Origin of the sequence: Xenorhabdus budapestensis (assembly GCF_002632465.1) — a bacterium.
Taxonomy (GTDB): Bacteria; Pseudomonadota; Gammaproteobacteria; order Enterobacterales; family Enterobacteriaceae; genus Xenorhabdus; species Xenorhabdus budapestensis.
The window spans coordinates 14,064-28,960 of record NZ_NIBS01000021.1 but is presented as its reverse complement, the minus strand read 5'-3'; the positions used below and the strand labels follow the sequence as shown (position 1 = coordinate 28,960).

At 40.9% G+C, this 14,897-nt stretch carries 17 protein-coding genes and 1 pseudogene; 14 read left to right on the top strand and 4 right to left on the bottom strand.

What is annotated here, in order from left to right; genetic code table 11:
- Nucleotides 1–133 precede the first annotated feature (133 nt).
- Complete coding sequence (locus Xbud_RS15475) at nucleotides 134–505, bottom strand: helix-turn-helix domain-containing protein (protein ID WP_099136918.1); 372 nt, start codon at nucleotides 503–505, stop codon at nucleotides 134–136.
- Nucleotides 506–734: 229 nt separating this feature from the next.
- Here Xbud_RS15475 and Xbud_RS15470 point away from each other — a divergent pair, with 229 nt between their 5' ends.
- Nucleotides 735–1,076: a hypothetical protein gene (locus tag Xbud_RS15470; protein ID WP_099136889.1), complete on the top strand. Its 342-nt coding sequence runs from the start codon at nucleotides 735–737 to the stop codon at nucleotides 1,074–1,076.
- 210 nt (nucleotides 1,077–1,286) lie between these two features.
- Here Xbud_RS15470 and Xbud_RS15465 read toward each other — a convergent pair whose 3' ends face one another.
- Complete coding sequence (locus Xbud_RS15465; RefSeq protein WP_145956645.1) at nucleotides 1,287–1,652, bottom strand: helix-turn-helix transcriptional regulator; 366 nt, start codon at nucleotides 1,650–1,652, stop codon at nucleotides 1,287–1,289.
- 450 nt (nucleotides 1,653–2,102) lie between these two features.
- Here Xbud_RS15465 and Xbud_RS15460 point away from each other — a divergent pair, with 450 nt between their 5' ends.
- The 3 genes from Xbud_RS15460 to Xbud_RS15450 all read left to right on the top strand — a co-directional run bounded on the left by Xbud_RS15460 (nucleotide 2,103) and on the right by Xbud_RS15450 (nucleotide 4,797).
- The gene (locus tag Xbud_RS15460) at nucleotides 2,103–3,605 is read left to right on the top strand and encodes a hypothetical protein (RefSeq protein WP_099136888.1); all 1,503 of its coding nucleotides are present in this window, start codon (nucleotides 2,103–2,105) and stop codon (nucleotides 3,603–3,605) included.
- A 78-nt stretch (nucleotides 3,606–3,683) separates the two neighbouring features.
- On the top strand, nucleotides 3,684–4,349 hold the full coding sequence (locus Xbud_RS15455; protein ID WP_099136887.1) for a hypothetical protein: 666 nt from the start codon (nucleotides 3,684–3,686) through the stop codon (nucleotides 4,347–4,349).
- A 13-nt stretch (nucleotides 4,350–4,362) separates the two neighbouring features.
- The gene (locus Xbud_RS15450) at nucleotides 4,363–4,797 is read left to right on the top strand and encodes a hypothetical protein (RefSeq protein WP_099136886.1); all 435 of its coding nucleotides are present in this window, start codon (nucleotides 4,363–4,365) and stop codon (nucleotides 4,795–4,797) included.
- Between the two features lie 101 nt (nucleotides 4,798–4,898).
- On the opposite strand, the gene Xbud_RS15445 is transcribed toward Xbud_RS15450, so the two are convergent.
- Nucleotides 4,899–7,703, bottom strand: a complete 2,805-nt coding sequence (locus tag Xbud_RS15445; protein WP_099136885.1) for an autotransporter family protein — start codon at nucleotides 7,701–7,703, stop codon at nucleotides 4,899–4,901.
- 187 nt (nucleotides 7,704–7,890) lie between these two features.
- On the opposite strand from Xbud_RS15445, the pseudogene Xbud_RS21135 reads away from it, so the two are divergent.
- Both Xbud_RS21135 and Xbud_RS15440 read left to right on the top strand, forming a co-directional pair.
- Nucleotides 7,891–8,021 (top strand): annotated as a pseudogene (locus Xbud_RS21135) (HHA domain-containing protein).
- A gap of 26 nt (nucleotides 8,022–8,047) precedes the next feature.
- Nucleotides 8,048–8,521, top strand: coding sequence for an H-NS histone family protein (locus Xbud_RS15440; protein WP_099136884.1), 474 nt, complete (start codon nucleotides 8,048–8,050; stop codon nucleotides 8,519–8,521).
- Between the two features lie 175 nt (nucleotides 8,522–8,696).
- Here the strand turns inward: Xbud_RS15440 and Xbud_RS21380 are convergent, their stop codons facing one another.
- Nucleotides 8,697–9,089 (bottom strand): helix-turn-helix domain-containing protein, encoded by a 393-nt coding sequence (locus tag Xbud_RS21380; RefSeq protein WP_099136883.1) that lies wholly within the window; start codon nucleotides 9,087–9,089, stop codon nucleotides 8,697–8,699.
- Between the two features lie 313 nt (nucleotides 9,090–9,402).
- Between Xbud_RS21380 and Xbud_RS15430 the strand changes: the two genes are divergently transcribed.
- The 8 genes from Xbud_RS15430 (at nucleotide 9,403) to Xbud_RS15395 (ending at nucleotide 14,897) form a co-directional block, all read left to right on the top strand.
- Entirely contained in the window at nucleotides 9,403–9,900 is a 498-nt protein-coding gene (locus tag Xbud_RS15430) for a transcription termination/antitermination NusG family protein (protein ID WP_099136882.1), read from the top strand.
- Nucleotides 9,863–10,069 carry a hypothetical protein gene (locus tag Xbud_RS15425; RefSeq protein ID WP_099136881.1) on the top strand — a complete coding sequence of 69 codons (207 nt, stop codon included), beginning with the start codon at nucleotides 9,863–9,865 and terminating at the stop codon, nucleotides 10,067–10,069. Before Xbud_RS15430 ends, Xbud_RS15425 begins: the two co-directional genes overlap by 38 nt.
- A gap of 5 nt (nucleotides 10,070–10,074) precedes the next feature.
- Nucleotides 10,075–10,725, top strand: a complete 651-nt coding sequence (locus Xbud_RS15420; RefSeq protein WP_099136880.1) for a lytic transglycosylase domain-containing protein — start codon at nucleotides 10,075–10,077, stop codon at nucleotides 10,723–10,725.
- On the top strand, nucleotides 10,712–11,059 hold the full coding sequence (locus Xbud_RS15415; protein ID WP_099136879.1) for a type IV secretion system protein VirB2: 348 nt from the start codon (nucleotides 10,712–10,714) through the stop codon (nucleotides 11,057–11,059). The genes Xbud_RS15420 and Xbud_RS15415 overlap by 14 nt, the downstream gene beginning before the upstream one ends.
- 18 nt (nucleotides 11,060–11,077) lie before the next feature.
- A complete protein-coding gene (locus Xbud_RS15410; RefSeq protein ID WP_099136878.1) occupies nucleotides 11,078–11,443 on the top strand; it encodes a hypothetical protein in 366 nt (121 codons plus the stop codon).
- A complete protein-coding gene (locus tag Xbud_RS15405; RefSeq protein WP_099136877.1) occupies nucleotides 11,400–13,799 on the top strand; it encodes a VirB4 family type IV secretion system protein in 2,400 nt (799 codons plus the stop codon). Before Xbud_RS15410 ends, Xbud_RS15405 begins: the two co-directional genes overlap by 44 nt.
- Before the next feature lie 8 nt (nucleotides 13,800–13,807).
- A complete protein-coding gene (gene virB5, locus Xbud_RS15400) occupies nucleotides 13,808–14,485 on the top strand; it encodes a P-type DNA transfer protein VirB5 (protein WP_244589989.1) in 678 nt (225 codons plus the stop codon).
- A gap of 67 nt (nucleotides 14,486–14,552) precedes the next feature.
- Nucleotides 14,553–14,897, top strand: coding sequence for a hypothetical protein (locus tag Xbud_RS15395; protein ID WP_099136875.1), 345 nt, complete (start codon nucleotides 14,553–14,555; stop codon nucleotides 14,895–14,897).

The following is a 14,897-nucleotide window of genomic DNA, read 5'->3' as shown; positions in this document are numbered from 1 at the left end:
GATTACTGGAAACTGGCTCTGATACACAACGCTTAAAATCTGATATGTTCAACATATCTATAGGTATAAACTCTTTAATCATTACTACTGGTCTGCCAGCAAATATCAAAAAACATAAGTAACAAAAAGGAGCTTACGCTCCTTTTTTTAGCTGCAACATTACGTTTTTCGTTGTTTTTAATACTGTTTCTAAAGCACTTTCATATTGCAACATTCTTTCTTTAGCTATCATCAATTCTTCTTCTAATGGTGTATTGTCTTTTCTGTGCAATTTTAGAACTTCTTCAGCGAAAATATCATCATCTATATAAAAGTAGCAAGAAGGAACGTTTAGAATGGCGGCCATTTGACAAGCAGTACTGTAGGCAGGGGCAGTAAGCCCCCGCTCATATCTAGATATAGTTGCTTTAGCTACATCCTCATCTTTGAAGCCTAGTTTTTCACCTAATTCTCGTTGAGAAAGTCCCTGTGCTTTTCTGGACTCCGATAGTCGTTTTTTATTCATTGCATAAATCTTATGTTTAACTTGACTATTGTCTATCACTGTTACAGAATGAACACCAGAAACACAATATGTTTACGTAAACCATAAATGTTTCTTTTTGTGTAGAGTTTTTGGATAGAACCTGTATTGATGTTTGTAACATCAGGGAATAATACCACACTGAATAATAATAAAAGAACGCTACCGCTACCTACACCCCTTTTATAGGGGTTTTTTTTTGAGGATTATCATGAGTGAAATAAATTTTCATATTGATGATGTAATTAAAGAAAGAATAATGTCTCTATCATGGGAAGAAGACCAAATACCTACACTATATAAAAGAATCATAGATATGATTCATTCGTTTAACGAGTGTAGCAATGATATCTGCATAATATGTATACATATATTATATTCATCTATGAGGAGTGGAGTATTGGACAAAGAAAAAGAAACATGGGAGATGCTAAATGATGATGTGGCATATAAATTTGAAATGATTGCATCTTATCTCATGATGGATGCAAAAAATCGTGTTGAAGTGATGATGTTTAATAAATTCAACTTTATCGAATCAAAACTAAATTAAGTTTCTTTTTTTATAATTCGCTACCTACAGTGTGAACGTGCTTAATTTAACTATTGATGATGTTGCACTTTCTCACTTTGGCTGTTCGTTCCTCGTCGCTACGCTCCTGTGGTACGCCTCAGCCAAAGACTGCGGCGAGCGCTGCGGATCTGTTAACGGAAAAATCTGGGATTCTGGTGTATAGCCCCTACGTATTAATAGTTAATTAACTTATTCTGAAATTATCTTTTTAAATGCGGCCATAGCCCGTTCATATTTTGAAAGTTTATTTTTTGCATCACTTAATTCTTTTGCTAAAAAATTTTCTATATTAGAGGTATTATCTTTTTTATGTAGGTTTAAGATTTTTTCAGCAAAAATATCATCATAAGTGTATAAATAGCATTCTGGGATATCTAAAAATTTAGCTATCCTACAAGCCGTTTCATAAGTTGGAACATGAACCCCTCTCTCATAGCTAGAGATCTTGATACGAACTGTTCCTATATCTTCTGTCTCTAGTGCGAGCAACTTTGCTAATTCGACTTGGGATAACCCCTTGCTTTTTCTCGCAAATATCAATCTTTTAGGCAACATAATTTTTATACATTTTTACTATTGACTCTTTTTTACCATTGTTTCAGAATGTACTGTAAGTAAGACTTGCTTACATGAAAGTATTGCTTTCATTTGGTGAGTGTACTAATAACAAAATAAATTATTCCAAAATCAAATTAATTTAATAGTAGCTATTGAAAGGTTGTTTTTTACTAGGGAATCATTGATTCATATGATGGTAATTTTAAATTGAATAGATTTGTTATTTAAAATGAGCTGTAATTATCTCTAAGAAAGATATTTTTTCATAGATAATATTGAAGGGGGTTAAATATAATAATATTTTTATATAATGTATATTGACATTTATTTGTTTGATGTAATCTGGCTTGCATTTTTGTTGCTTTCTAAAAAGAGTTAAAACCTGTTGTTGACCACACCCATAGGAGTGGTTTTCAGTTAAGAATAAACTTTTGAAAGGATAATATAATGGCTAACATCACGACATTTCCTACAGATGGTACAAAGATTATCAAAGGGCAACCATTCAGTGTGGTTGTTTCTATACACGGTGAACCAGGTATTCAGGATACGGTGGAGGTCAGCGCTGATTCTCCACCAGGAGTGACACTAATAAAGACATTCCACGGCAAAGTTATTAAGGGAGTATTTTCCCAGCAACTGATATTCCAGGCCGACGAAAGCAGCAATGATCATAAAATCAACTTTACCACAAACTCTCCGAGCAAACTAAAAGGGGAGGTGACCTATCACTCTATCGACAATCCAGAGATGATACGAGACACTTGTGTACTGAGAGGAGCCTCGGCTTATTTGTACGATCCAAGTCCCGTTGCTTTTACTGGTCCAGCTCCAACAACCAACCCATTCATTTCAGCGTCAATCAATCCGATGATGAAAAAGGGAGGGGCAATTTCAAGCTATGATATTCCTCTTCGTGCAACAGCGCCCCTGCGAATATTCACTGCGGAGGACATGAAGGAAATTCCTGCTTATGAGGTTGATCTAGAAAAACAATATTATTACTATCTGGTTAATAAACCATCAATCGATGCTGTTAACCTAAAAATATACGCGACTCAAAGTATCAGTCGGTTCGTCGGGATTGAGACGATCTTCAGTCAGATAGAATACAGTCAAAAAGAAACCATATTTATTAACACTATTAAGCTTAATACATCCGATAGCTTTGAACCGCCTGTTATTGAGGAAACATACTCATCTTCTAATTTAACAAGGCCGGATCAAACGGATAATTTCCATTTCATGATTCCAGATTACCCAGGCGCGAAATCCGGTGATTTCATCATCGGGTTTGTGACCGACGATGACAAAGACATTTATAAGAAACAGCTATGTTTTGGACAGTTAGAGCGTGAACAGAGCGGATATTATAAATTGTCAGCCGATTACGACAATCTATACGCTGGTGATAATTTTATCAGCTATGTTGGGCTTGACGAAAAAGGCAACACTGTAGGATCTAAGCTTAATTACATAAGCTACGATAGTGGCGGCAATAACACCCCAGATCCCAATGATACAAACCGAACTCTGGTTGCTCCAGAAGTATATGATCAGTTCGGAGTATTTATTGGTATATATCAGGCAGTCAATATCAACAGTATTGGTCAAAAAGGGCTTGAGGTGCGACTGTTATCCGATTCGACGAAACCGGATACAACAATAGCCGCAGGTGACATGATCACGATTAAAGCTTATATCTCACACAGCGTCGATACTACCTCACCAGCTCGTCCTTTACCGATAGTAGTTATTGAAAATCATCCTGTGAAACCGAATAAAATAATAGATGGTTATTATAAGGTTATCATCAAACCTGAATTGCTGATGGGTTATGGCTCATCAGGTGGTGATGACGATAGCACTATCGCGATAGACTACAGACGTGTTGCTCAGAACCAGAAATCGAAACTTTATATCAGGAGCTTTGGTACAGTCGCACCTTAATTAACCGGAATATGTGGCCTGCTAATAGCTATTAGCAGCCACTTTTTATCAAAAGAATTTCTAGCTAGAGGTGATTGTATGCCTATAAACAACAGCCTGACGGCGCCTTTTTTACCACAAAGTAGCAATGGTATTATTGATGAATCAGAACTAAGTCAACCCGTATTGGTGGTAATAGTAAACCGATATGAATACGCCCATATTGGTGATTATATCATTGTTCATCTGAATGACTATATATCGTCAAAACCATTTTATATCATAGAGGAAAATATTCATCTTCCTAACTATGAAATAATAATACCATTTTCTGTTATTCCTTTCGGTAGTTATGATGTTTTCTATACTGTTACCGACTGGACAGGAAATCCTGTGTCATCTGCAACTAACCACGTCACAATTAAAAAATCAGATTATCCGCAACCATTTCTTGAAGCAACGCTAATAATAACCGGATATCAGTCAATCGGTGACGAATATGAAATACTGACCATTCAGGTTCACGATAAACAGACATCTGAACAAATTAAAAACACAGCCGTCTCTTATGAGATAGATCAGGCCATAAACATAAGTGACGTGTCAGAAATTGGTTCAAACCCCGATACGATACAATCAATGACTACAGATGAATACGGGCAGTTCAAAATAAATCTGAAAGGCGAAGTGGGAGGAAATTGTATTATAAGGGTTACTGCCAATAATCGTGTCGGAAGCATAAAATATACTATGGGACAACAGTAAGGAGATATTAGCAATGGCAACGAAAACACTTTCTTTTCCGGGTATAAAAAGTGGTTGGTATGTTTCATATTTCTTACAGACGTTAGCTGGATATGATTATACAGTGACGATACAAGATAACGTCACTGGAAATATTTACGCCGCTTGGGAAAACCAGAACGATGGAGATGATTCTCCCTATAGCAATACCCATTCATTTTGGTACACAGGACCAGACGGAAAGCTTATATGTAATGTTGATTGCCCAGAAAGCAGCCATCTTGATAATACCTGGGCTGAAAGTATAATAACGCCAAGTTCGGGGAACCCAACTCTGGGAAGAACCTATTGTGCCGCCTTTGAGGATAACGGCATTAAGCATAATCGCACAGACTACAGAATCGAATACAATAACTTATTTATCTGTCTGGTCGGGTGGTCTCACTACCACGACGACCCCAACGAATAAATATCCGTTTGGCAATCAGAAAAAACCTCCGAGAGTTCTCCCCGTGGGATATGAAGGGTATCATTCCCACGGTTTTCTGTTAATTCCTATGGCTATTTTAATCACCATGTCATCCTTAAGCCGATTTTGGCACTCAGCTCATAGCTGTCTGCAAAATTATTAAGGCTGGTGTTAACTGAAGTCTGACCATAGACGAAAGAATGGCTATCATTCCAACTGTAGGAACCCCCGATACCTGTCTCACCCCAAGTGTGGTCATTCCCACTGAGGAAGACAACATTAGCTACATTAACCGCGTCATTACGCCCCAGAAGTTCCTGACGAATGTTGAAAAGGCCGTAAAGATTTGCGGTTTTTTCATCCTTGCTCTGATCATCGTGCCACTTTTGGCTGTAGTCTATCGTCGTGCCCACGCGTAATTTCATGTTCCTGTTTTGATCAAAGCGGACTTTGGCTCCAAATGTGTCATGGAAGTTATTCATGTCGATGGAGGAGAATACGAGCTGCGCCTGCGGGGTCAGTGACCATTCTGGACTCAAGTCAAATCGTTGTCCTGCTTCCAGGCTCAACGCATATCCCAGAGCGGACTTATTATTCCCCAGTTGCCGGCTGGCAGTTTTTGAATTCAGGTCATTGCCAAAGTAGGTAATCTGAGCTAACCCGTCCAAATAAAACTGATTATTGCCGTACCACGTGCTTGTTGTGCCTATCGTGTAACCTTGCGCACGAATGTTACCTTCACCATGCACAGAGCCTGCATCAGCATCAATATTCGAATATTGCAGGAAAATACCGCCTGCCGCTGAGCCTTGGTCATTTTCATAAAAGCGTCTATCTATGCCGATTTGAGCACGGGTCATGTTATAGGTGATAGCTCCAGTACCCGATGTAGAAATACGCGGCGATAATTTACCGTAAGAGGCGGTCATCCGTCCCCATACTCCATTGGGTATCTGGCTTGTACTATCGTCTGTGTTGTGCTCACCAGCAGAGTTTCTGAACCCCTCCATTTCAAACTGCTTGCCCTTACGTCTGCCGCTCCGGTCACGCAATGACGCTGGTGCATTTAGAGCCTGTAAAACCCGGCCATAAGCCTCGTAAACACTCACACCAGCCTGATAAAGCTGTGTCGGTTTAGAGTTGGGTTTTGAACTGATCAACAATGAGCGCAGATACCAGTTTCCATCCGCATTGTTAGTACCATTCTTATAAAGGCGGTAGGCATAGGCACCAGCTACAACGGCAGGATCTCCTCTATAATTATAGTCACCAACCAGATTGAAAATGCCGTTTGATGCTCCTTGAACATCAATAACCTTGATACCTTCAGTCGTTTGTGCCCCCGCTCCCCCGACGTTTTTGATCACAAGTTGAGTTGAACCCGATGTGCTGCCTTTCACTACAAGTTTGTCAGTCTTTGAGTGATCCCCGCCCAATACGGTAGATAAAGTCACTGTGCCGTTATTACCCCTGTAATCACCAGTGATCGTCAGTGTACGCCTTGCGGTTTTGTTATTTTCTCCAACGAACACTGTGCCACTGTTATTCAAGGCAGAAATGGTCGCGTTATGGTTGAAATAAAGACTCCCCGCATTATCAATGTTACTGGTGATGCTTCCCGTTTTATGTCCATCGCCCAGACGTAACGCGCTGCCGGATAATATCTTGACAGTGCCGACATTCATGTCGTGGGTATAGGTAAAATCCAGATTTTCCGCCGTAGCACCTTTTCCCCCGATGGTGACAACTGAATCTTTCGACCCGGACACATTGCCCTTCAGGGTTGCATTTGGGCCAGACATATAAAGACTGGCACTGCCAAGTTCCACATTGCCATCAATTTCGCCCGAATTATGAATACCCTTAGTCATCGTTCCCTTATTACTAATAGCAAATTTGTCTCCCCGTATTATGCCTCCAACCGAATTAGTGATGGTATCAACAACGCTTTTATCGTCGATAGAAATTCCATTTCGCTTTCCATATAGTAAGGAAGCATTGGTAATCTGTTTTATTCTAGACGGCCTCATGCTGGAATCATCCAGTAGAGCCTCGCCTTGCCCAATGACCTGAATTGCGTCCTGCTCAGCCGTGATCCCTTTACTCCCGGACTGATTATAGAGATTTTCTAGGTAGCCTCCATCTTGAATCAGAACGCTGTGATTGGGTCCTGTCACTGTTCCAGAATTATGGAAAGTGCTGACATTAGCGCCAGAGTTGATAACAAGTGTTGCGAGATTAGAGCTGATATTATTCTTCAGAGATGTCAGTATTCCACAATTATCAAGCGTGTTAAGTGTTGAAGTTGTAACAGTTATCCCGTTAATCGATCCTTCTTTCCGATTTAGGAGGGTATCTACACGCCCATATTGACCATTATTTGCGTTAATCGCCTGCTGGATCACTATTGAATTAAAGGAGTCAGGATCATTACTGGCTGTGATTGAGCCATAATTATCTAACGTGTTTATTTGACCAGAAACCCAAATTGCTCCGGATACTCCATTTATGGTTCCGTGATTGAGCAACTGTTTAACAGAACCACTGTAAGTTACTGTGACTCCACTGGTTCCCTGCAAAATGCCCTTATTCTCAATGTGATCAACAGAAATGACTTGTGCCAGATTATTGTTATCGCCTACATTGACCGCACTGTATTTCAGACCGTAGATATCAGCGAAGTCATTTCCTTCAGGAACATCTATCGATACACCTTTATCGATAGTAAGATTTTCGCCTGATGAGAGATTACAGGATACTGCCTCATTTCGAGAAATGGTGGTGGTCTTCGGATGTGAAGAACCGCATGATGATGAGTCCGCTGTTGCATCAACGCTTATTCCAGGGAAGAAAAATAAAACCACTCTAAGGGCTATTGGGAATACAGTGTGTCTGTATATCTTCATAAGAGGAACCCCTAAATAACCTGATTTTCATTAAATAATTAAGTGGAGCTTACTAGGGTAGTATTACTGTAGAATAAATTTACCACCGCGTCGATATATAGGTCGGGGTTCACTCTTTTTATTTCAAGTGAATTTAAGATTATTGACGGTGAACATATATAGATCAAAATTTGAATTTGAAAAAATAATGAAAACGAAAACTGAATGGTTACGACAACTTAGTCGGTGTAGAAATCAAGAAACGTTAAACAAAGTTTCTGATCGTGTATTACCATGAATGCACTGTATGATAAAGTGCCTGTTTCCGTCTGGAAATAGGTAAAATAACGTTGAGGTATATGAATATGTCAGAGTTGACCAGAGAAGAAGAATACAAAATTGTGTCTACCCACCTAACAGGGATGACTAACTTACGCCGCTTCACAAACTCAAAAGATTTTGAGTGGTTAGAGGAACTAAACAACAAACTGGCCGCCCTTATTGACGAACGAAGAGAAGAAGAAGAACTTCGCAAACGAGAATTACAGGAAATTGAAGAAAAACGCTTAAAGGCGTTAGACTACTTGAAGGATTTAGGTTTAGATCCGAATACCATTACAATTTCTGTTTTTGAACAAGGCAATACAGGTAAAAGGAAAACTAAAAAAAATAAGAAAAGTGATTTGCCGCCAAAATACGCTTTTATTAATCCAGAGACGCAGAAAGAGGAAACATGGGTGGGTGTTGGGCGCATCAAAAAAGGCCTACAGCAATTACTTGACGAAGGTCATTCAATCGATGAATTTTTAATTAATAAAAACGCCAATGAGCAAAATTAATTATTTATTTATTAGTTTCTTTTCTCTTTACACTGCTTCTGGTGGGGCAGCGTAAACCCCTTTTTATGGGTGATTCATTAACGTCTCCACTGGCAATAAGTTATAAAAAAACATTCGCCCGTTGATGATAAATGTTTAGAAAGCACGGGGCTACATTCAAATTACCGAAAGATTTTTACGGCTTTAACGACGAGGGTAAATCTTCATCGAGTGTAATCCCTATTCGTCGATTAAGTAAAGAATGAATGGTTTCAGTAAGAGCTTGTAACTGAACTTCTGCTCTTTCTAACTCGGTAATTTCAGCGGGATTGAGCCTGAATTTCTTATGGCGTTTGTATATCGATAGAAGATGTTGAGCCAGAATATCATCACGGCAGTACAGATAACACTCCGGTATTCCCAGGACATCAGCAAAGCGACAGGCTTGCTGAAAATTTGGACTATGTGTGTCCGTCTCATAGTGAGAGATCCTGCTGATGGTCAGCTCATCAATCCCGGCGCGCAGTGCCAGTTCAGTTTGGGTCATTTTCGCTGCTTTTCTGGCGGCTTTCAGTCGCTTGCCAATCATGCCATTTCTCCGAAATTAGTCTTTATGAAGTTTAGTCATATTAATTTTATTAGTTTATATAGATAAACTAATAGTTTGCCGATTAACTAATAAAGATGAGGGTTATTTCCGGCAAAAATGCATGATAGGTTTGATCGTTTAAACCGATCAATCTTGCATGGATTGATCTATCAAAACGATTAGACTAAGAGCCTGTTAACCCTCAAAATTAGAAAATTAACAATCTTAAACATACTAAAAACGGACTACTCAGGGGGCTGATGTAGTGCGCTAGCTATAGTAATTCAATGCTTTATCCCATAAGGAGGCCTTTATGCAGGAATGGCGCCCTGCCTGGTATCTTCTGCGTTGCCGTGAAAATACCTGGAAGACTACGCTGCAAAATCTTACTGAAGCCGGACTGAAAACCTGTTGCCCTCTTCTTTTAGAACGACGACGACGCAGAGATAAAAAAAATGCATACCGGCTAATTAACTCCCCGGCATTTCCTGGCTATATCTTTGTAAAGTTTAATCCTGCTCAGATTCATACAACCGCAATAAAACAGATGCCTGGCGCAATGGACTTTGTCCGTTTCGGAAACCGTGTTGCAACCCTTCACCAGGACGAAATTGAGGTGTTAAAGATTGTACAGCACCATCCGTCACTGGGAACAGTACGTATGGAGTCAAAGCATTTATCTGATGAGCTTTTAAAACGGGTTGAAAAGATTTTTATCTCAGAAGAACCCGCTGTTCGCATCGACTTACTGTTCTCGTATTTATGGAGTAAAAATGCCAACCAAATCTACCAGTCAAGAAAAGAAAAATGAGTATTCTAATAACATTTATGTTTCGGCCGAACCGCGTAAAAAACTGGAAGAGCTAATCACAGAAATTGGATACAAAAGAGGCAAGGTTATGGCTGCTTCTGCATTTGTGCGTTATCTGATCGAGAATTACGGTGATGAGGCTAAAAAGAAAATTCTCAATAATGGATAGGAATTATGATATCAACAGCGGCTTTTCTGGCGCTGGCGATGCAGTGCGCTCCCGATGTGGCACCCGATACATTAAGCCGCATTGTTAAAACTGAATCCGGTTTTAATCCTTGGGCTATCGGGGTTGTAGGGAAACCGCTAAGTCGTCAGCCACGAACGAAAGAAGAAGCGTTAAATGCGATTAAACAGCTTGATAAAAGAAATGCCAATTTCAGCATTGGTCTGGCGCAGATTAATCGACAGTATTTTGATGTAAAAGAGGCTGAATCTATCTTTTCACCCTGTACTAACTTGAAAATGGGGTCTGATATTTTAAAAGACTGTTATTCACGAGCATTAAAGAGCGGTGATTCAGAACAACAGGCATTGAGGAAATCATTTTCATGTTATTACAGTGGAAACTATACAAGGGGGTTTAAGAAAGAAAATAACAGTACAAGTTATGTGGAAAGAGTGGTTGCAGCAAATACGACGAATATAAAAGTTCCTGCATTGGGTGATGAGACAGTGAAAGAACCATCTTCACAGCGAGACACACCTGTTTATGACGCTTGGGACGTTTTACAGCAATATCCTAAATATAGTCAGCCTGAGAAAAGCAGCAGTGAGCCTGCGGCTGAAAAAATTAATGAGGAAAAAACAGATGTTAAAAGCTAACGCGAGAGAAAAGGCCATGAAGAAATATGTTTTACTGGCTATTTCAATGCTCGCATTTTCACCCTATTCACTTGCTGCCGGTGGCAGTACAGGTTGGCTGGATACACTTATTCAGTATGCTAAGAATATTCAGATTGGATTATATACATTAGCAGGCGTGATTGTACTTTGCTGTGTCATTATTTCCGGTATCCGTTTAGCGATTTCTCGTATGTCAGGAAACCATGATAAGACATTCTGGGATTATATCGGCGATCTCAGTATGGCTATCTGGATCGGTGGGGCTATCGTCTTCTTCACTGCGATGTGGCAGGTGTTTGGTACTACTTCCTGATAATGACAGGGGGATAATATGGATGGTGAAGATTTATCCTTTGAAAGTTATAATGCAATGGGTCGAACGGCTTCCTATCAAGGAGTTCCGCAGTTCGTGCTTCTGGGAATTATCTTTCTTGGGATTATTATCACGGGTATCAGTTGTTCTATTTTTAGCTGGTATGGTCTGATTGCTTTAATTATCCCCGTTACCTTATTTGTTGTAGTCAGGATTATTTGTGAGTCTGACAGTCGTTTTCTGACACGCCTCCGTTTTATGTTGGGGCGTTACATACGAAATAGGGTGTACGGGCGTGCTTTATTGATAACTCCCTGCAACCCACGATGGAATCAATTTTATGGCAGGCGAATTGCGCAAAAAAGGTTTATCGCCAGAGATTAGAGTGCCGTGGATGAATTACCATGTGCATGAAAATATGGTTACGCTTTCGGGGCAACGTTTAATCAGTGTCGTCAGGTTTAAAGGTGTTTCTTACGAAACAAAAGAAATACCAGAATTGAATAGAATGTTCACCAATGAAAATCGGTTTCTTCTTTCTCTTGGAAAGAAAGAAGGAAAAAACTTGATGATTCAAACATGGACAACAAAATCTTCAATATCACTTGATGCGGAATACCAAATCGAATTGCCTGTATTGCAGGATTTTGTTGATACCTACACAGCACCTTTCCGAAAAGGGAAATACCGACAAGTCGGTTATACAATGGCCTTCATTCTGAAATATAAAGAACTAGATGAGGGTATCAGCCGTATGAATGAAATTCTCATTATGGTTGAGAAGATGCTGAGTGCATTTGAACCTTCGGTTCTGGGGGTAGAGGAAAATGCAGCGGGATCGGTTTACTCACAAGTTGGTCGGTATTTCTCTCTGTTAATTAACGGTGAAGAGAGGGATGTCATGCTCTCTGATACCCGACTTGGGGATGCTATCATTGACAGTGTGACCAACTTTGCTCCCTACGATTATGTTGAAAATCGTCCCAATAGTGGTGGGGTGAGGTATGCCACTACGTATGATCTGCGAGATTACCCCTCAAAGACGGTTCCGGGAATGTGGGATGAGGCTATTGAAGAGCAGTTTGATTTTTCGTTAGTCCAGACTTTCATTTTTGAAGATAGAAACAAATCTAAGGTCAATTTTGCCAAACAGACGGTGGATCTGACCTCGGCAGAAGGTGAAACAGAGCAAACTAAAGCGCTGGAAGATGCCGTCCAGCACATTACCCAGGGCGAGAAGATGTTCGGACGCTATCATGCGGCTCTTATCGTTTATGGCGATACCCCGCAAAAAGCCATTGATAACGGAGCTACCCTGGATTCCATTTTTTCCGCGAGAGATACCCGTTTTATCCGTTCCACGGTAACGAACGACGATTCTTATTACTCTCTATTTCCGGGTTGCACTATCGCAATGTACCCCGTTCCCAAATCAACAGAGAACCTGGCCTGCGGTTTTTCCTTACATGCTTCTTCGGTAGGGAAAGCAGAAGGGAACCCGCCCGGCGACGGTAAAGCGTGGATGCCGTTTCGTTCAGCGAATGATGCGTTGTACTTCTTTAACGCTCATAACAGTCCGGTAGGGAAGAATAATACCGGTGAGCGTCTGCCTGGCCATATCTCTGTTGTGGGTAAGACGGGGGCGGGTAAAACAACGCTTGAAGCTGAATTAATTGTCTTCGCCAGCCGCTGGGATCCTCTCTTGTTCTGTCTGGATTACAACCATTCGTTTGAAAACCTGCTGCGGGCATTATCGACAGAGTATTATGTGATAAGGCCGGGGGTATCGACAGGCATTAACCTGTTTCAGTTGGAAGACACCCCAGAACTGCGTAGCCAGTTGTTCGATATGGTGCAGACAATGGCGGGTGACTGTAGCGATGCCGAAGAGAACCAGATTAAACAGTCTATTGAGGCCGTACTTTCGCACTCCGTGGTGAAGAACCGGGGGATGTCGCTGCTGCTGCAAAACATCGCCCCGACAGAAGATGAGAACTGTCTTCATGTCCGCTTGCGGAAATGGTGCCGTGTCTGCCCTGATGGTTCGGAAGGACGCTATGCATGGGTTTGTGATGCCCCCGTGAACCTTTTTGACCCTAAAAAATTCCGCAGACTGGCTTTTGATTGTACCCGTATCATGCAGAAAACATTTTTCACGAAAAATCCCGACATGATGGAGATATTCCTGAACACAATGTTTTTTCTGAAACGACTTATGCATCAATATCAATCGGCAAATATGCTCCTGAATATTATTGCTGAGTGCTGGATCCCTCTCTCGTTTGACAGTACAGCGGATGCAATCAGAGAAATATTAAAAGCGGGGCGAACCCGAGGAGAAATACTGACTATGGATACTCAGCAACCTGATGATCTCAGTAAATCAACTCATGGTGCCTCTGTAATTCAGCAGGTAGTCACTCAAATATGGCTGGCAAATGACCAGGCCGACGCGAAAGAATATGAGAAGTTTAATATAAAGGGGAAGGAATTTGACATCGTGTTCCGACTGAACCCGTTAGCGCGTGAATTTCTTATCAAACAAGGTCAACAATCCACGGTACTGTCATTTGATATGACCGACGATTTGAAATACTGGCTTCCTCTTTTGTCAACAACAATAGGAAAGGAAGGTAACGTCCATATTGCCGCCAGTATCAGGGAAAAGCTGGGCACGAATGACCCTAAAATATGGGTTGGTGAGTTTCTGGACGAAATGCAACGTATGAATAATAAATAAGGATGAAAATGAAAAAAAGTCTAACAGCAATGGTGATCGCATTGGGAATAGGCTTAACACCGGTTATCACTGCGGCATCGGGGATACCCACTATCGATGTGGCGAATATCGCTCAATTGGCGGCAAATGCTAAACAACAGGCAGATGAAGCCCTGTTACAGTTGAATAAAACAAAGGAGGCGATTCAGCAGGCGAAGAGTCAGTATGATCATTACAAAGGCCTGGTAACGGGTAACGACCAGCTGGGTAACTTCCTGAATGATCCGCTGCTTAACAATGTGTTGCCGATTAATGACTGGAGCAATATCTACACCAGGACAAAGAACCTGGCTGATTTGCGTAACCGTTATGGCCTGACGTCCCGTGACCCCAACGTCCAGAAATCGTTTGATCACCTGCTGTCCCAGGCCGGCGCGCTTGAAGATACGTATAACGCAGCCTCACAGCGTATAAAAAACGCGGAACAGCTCCGTCAGAAACTCAACACCGTACAGACGCCACAACAACGTGAAGAACTGGCGTTGCGGTTACAACAGGAACAGTTGGAGTTGCAGAACCAACAAATTCAGCTTCAAAACGTTAAGATGCTGATGGATCAGCAAGAAAAACTCGCTGATAAGAAGAGAGCACAAGATTTATGGGATTACGCCGTAGGGAATACCAAAAAATTACCTACTTGCAATTGACACCATGAGCCGATTTGTGATCCCCTATACTTTATATACATAACTCAACATAACTCAGGAAAAAAAGATGAAAAAAGCATTTCTTTTATCTGGACTGTTGTTAGGGACACTGGCGCTTTCCGGTTGTAACGATAGCGGTGAACAATTTATTGGCAACTGGAAAGCGGTGAGTACCTCAGAAGGAAAGCCATTGTTGAAGTGGATGGACGAACGAATGACCATCACTTGTAAAGATAGTACCTGCCATGTTGTCAGTAAGTTTTTGAACAACGGTACTTGGTTTACTCAGGAATCCGATTGGAAAATTGACAATGCTTCGACTATTTCTACGGCAAACGGCATTGAGACCATGTACTTAGAAAAAGACAAAATTCATAAATCTAATAGGATCTATGAAAAACAAGTGGAGTAG

Bases quoted from the DNA above. Each gene is read 5' to 3' on its own strand.
- Xbud_RS15475 (WP_099136918.1), bottom strand. From the start codon at position 505: ATGAATAAAAAACGACTATCGGAGTCCAGAAAAGCACAGGGACTTTCT.
- Xbud_RS15470 (WP_099136889.1), top strand. From the start codon at position 735: ATGAGTGAAATAAATTTTCATATTGATGATGTAATTAAAGAAAGAATA.
- Xbud_RS15465 (WP_145956645.1), bottom strand. From the start codon at position 1,652: ATGTTGCCTAAAAGATTGATATTTGCGAGAAAAAGCAAGGGGTTATCC.
- Xbud_RS15460 (WP_099136888.1), top strand. From the start codon at position 2,103: ATGGCTAACATCACGACATTTCCTACAGATGGTACAAAGATTATCAAA.
- Xbud_RS15455 (WP_099136887.1), top strand. From the start codon at position 3,684: ATGCCTATAAACAACAGCCTGACGGCGCCTTTTTTACCACAAAGTAGC.
- Xbud_RS15450 (WP_099136886.1), top strand. From the start codon at position 4,363: ATGGCAACGAAAACACTTTCTTTTCCGGGTATAAAAAGTGGTTGGTAT.
- Xbud_RS15445 (WP_099136885.1), bottom strand. From the start codon at position 7,703: ATGAAGATATACAGACACACTGTATTCCCAATAGCCCTTAGAGTGGTT.
- Xbud_RS15440 (WP_099136884.1), top strand. From the start codon at position 8,048: ATGTCAGAGTTGACCAGAGAAGAAGAATACAAAATTGTGTCTACCCAC.
- Xbud_RS21380 (WP_099136883.1), bottom strand. From the start codon at position 9,089: ATGATTGGCAAGCGACTGAAAGCCGCCAGAAAAGCAGCGAAAATGACC.
- Xbud_RS15430 (WP_099136882.1), top strand. From the start codon at position 9,403: ATGCAGGAATGGCGCCCTGCCTGGTATCTTCTGCGTTGCCGTGAAAAT.
- Xbud_RS15425 (WP_099136881.1), top strand. From the start codon at position 9,863: ATGCCAACCAAATCTACCAGTCAAGAAAAGAAAAATGAGTATTCTAAT.
- Xbud_RS15420 (WP_099136880.1), top strand. From the start codon at position 10,075: ATGATATCAACAGCGGCTTTTCTGGCGCTGGCGATGCAGTGCGCTCCC.
- Xbud_RS15415 (WP_099136879.1), top strand. From the start codon at position 10,712: ATGTTAAAAGCTAACGCGAGAGAAAAGGCCATGAAGAAATATGTTTTA.
- Xbud_RS15410 (WP_099136878.1), top strand. From the start codon at position 11,078: ATGGATGGTGAAGATTTATCCTTTGAAAGTTATAATGCAATGGGTCGA.
- Xbud_RS15405 (WP_099136877.1), top strand. From the start codon at position 11,400: ATGGCAGGCGAATTGCGCAAAAAAGGTTTATCGCCAGAGATTAGAGTG.
- virB5 (WP_244589989.1), top strand. From the start codon at position 13,808: ATGAAAAAAAGTCTAACAGCAATGGTGATCGCATTGGGAATAGGCTTA.
- Xbud_RS15395 (WP_099136875.1), top strand. From the start codon at position 14,553: ATGAAAAAAGCATTTCTTTTATCTGGACTGTTGTTAGGGACACTGGCG.